The sequence below is a fragment of the Paratractidigestivibacter sp. genome (assembly GCF_052362415.1).
Taxonomy (GTDB): domain Bacteria; phylum Actinomycetota; class Coriobacteriia; order Coriobacteriales; family Atopobiaceae; genus Paratractidigestivibacter.
Genome location: NZ_DAWEMK010000180.1, coordinates 1,206 through 2,293, shown reverse-complemented (window position 1 = coordinate 2,293; position 1,088 = coordinate 1,206). Strand labels below are relative to the sequence as shown.

Annotated in this window: 1 protein-coding gene and 1 other RNA gene; both read left to right on the top strand. The window is 63.0% G+C overall.

Going from position 1 to position 1,088, the window contains the following annotated elements:
• Window positions 1-95: 95 nt before the first annotated feature.
• Window positions 96-461, top strand: a transfer-messenger RNA (tmRNA) gene (gene ssrA / locus ACT84W_RS10635).
• Between the two features lie 139 nt (window positions 462-600).
• Window positions 601-1,088, top strand: a 488-nt coding sequence (locus ACT84W_RS10630; RefSeq protein ID WP_444329195.1) for a patatin-like phospholipase family protein, incomplete at its 3' end; no start/stop codon positions are given.

The following is a 1,088-nucleotide window of genomic DNA, read 5'->3' as shown; positions in this document are numbered from 1 at the left end:
TCTTTGCAGATATTGGGTACAATCGGCTGTACGCCGCGCGAGCGGCCGAATCTTGATATTCGCATCATGGTGGCAGCGTCCCCATTCCATCTCGTGGGGGTGACTGGTTTCGACAGGGTGGGCCTGAGATGGGCAGCAGGCCGTGGTCTCCTCGCCACGTTAAACAGGGGTACCGTCAAATTGAATTGACGACACTTATTCTTATGAGCCTCTGGCTCTCGCTGCTTAATTAATTAGCGGCGCGTCAATGCGGGGATCGCTCCCGTTCCCGCGGCGACGTCATTTTAGGGAGATGCTTGCTCGGACGTGGTTGGTATGCCGAGCAAAAAGACCGAACCAACTGGGTCGCCAAGCGCGGGTTGACGGGTGCGCGGCGGCCGAGACCTAACCGGCAACTGAGCCTGGAGACACCTTTCGGGGGCTTGCTTTGGACCGGAGTTCGATTCTCCGCACCTCCACCATAAGCGAATCGCGAGGGCCCGCACCCCGAATGGGGGAGCGGGCCCTCGTTCATTTTGGGTACTGTGGTAAGGGTGTAGACACAGCGTCAAGTCCGGCGCCGGCTTCGCAAAGAAGCCCCGCCGAAAAAAGGAGCCCGCCATGGATATGGATGCCCAGATCAAGGAAGCGATGGCCGCCGAGCTCGAGGACGCGATCGAGCTTGAGACAGCGGCCGGCCCCGCCCCGGCGCTCGTGCTCGAGGGCGGCGGGTTCCGCGGGATGTTCACCGCCGGCGTGCTCGATGTCCTCATGGAGCGCGGGCTCACCGGGTTCTCGAGCGTGTGGGGGGTCTCGGCCGGCGCGCTGAACGCCGTCAGCTTCAAGAGCGGCCAGATCGGCCGCACCATGCGCATCATGCTCGCCTTTCGCGACGACAAGCGCTTCATGAGCTTCCAGTCGCTCGCAAAGACGGGCGACATCGCGGGCGGCAAGTTCGTCTACGAGACGATCCAGGAGGAGCTCGACCCCTGCGACAACGAGGCCTTCGAGGAAAACCCGATGCCGATGTTCGCCGTCGCCTCGAACGTTACCTTCGGCACGGCCGACTACCTGCGCGTGAGCCGCCTGCCCGCCGACGCCGTCAAGGT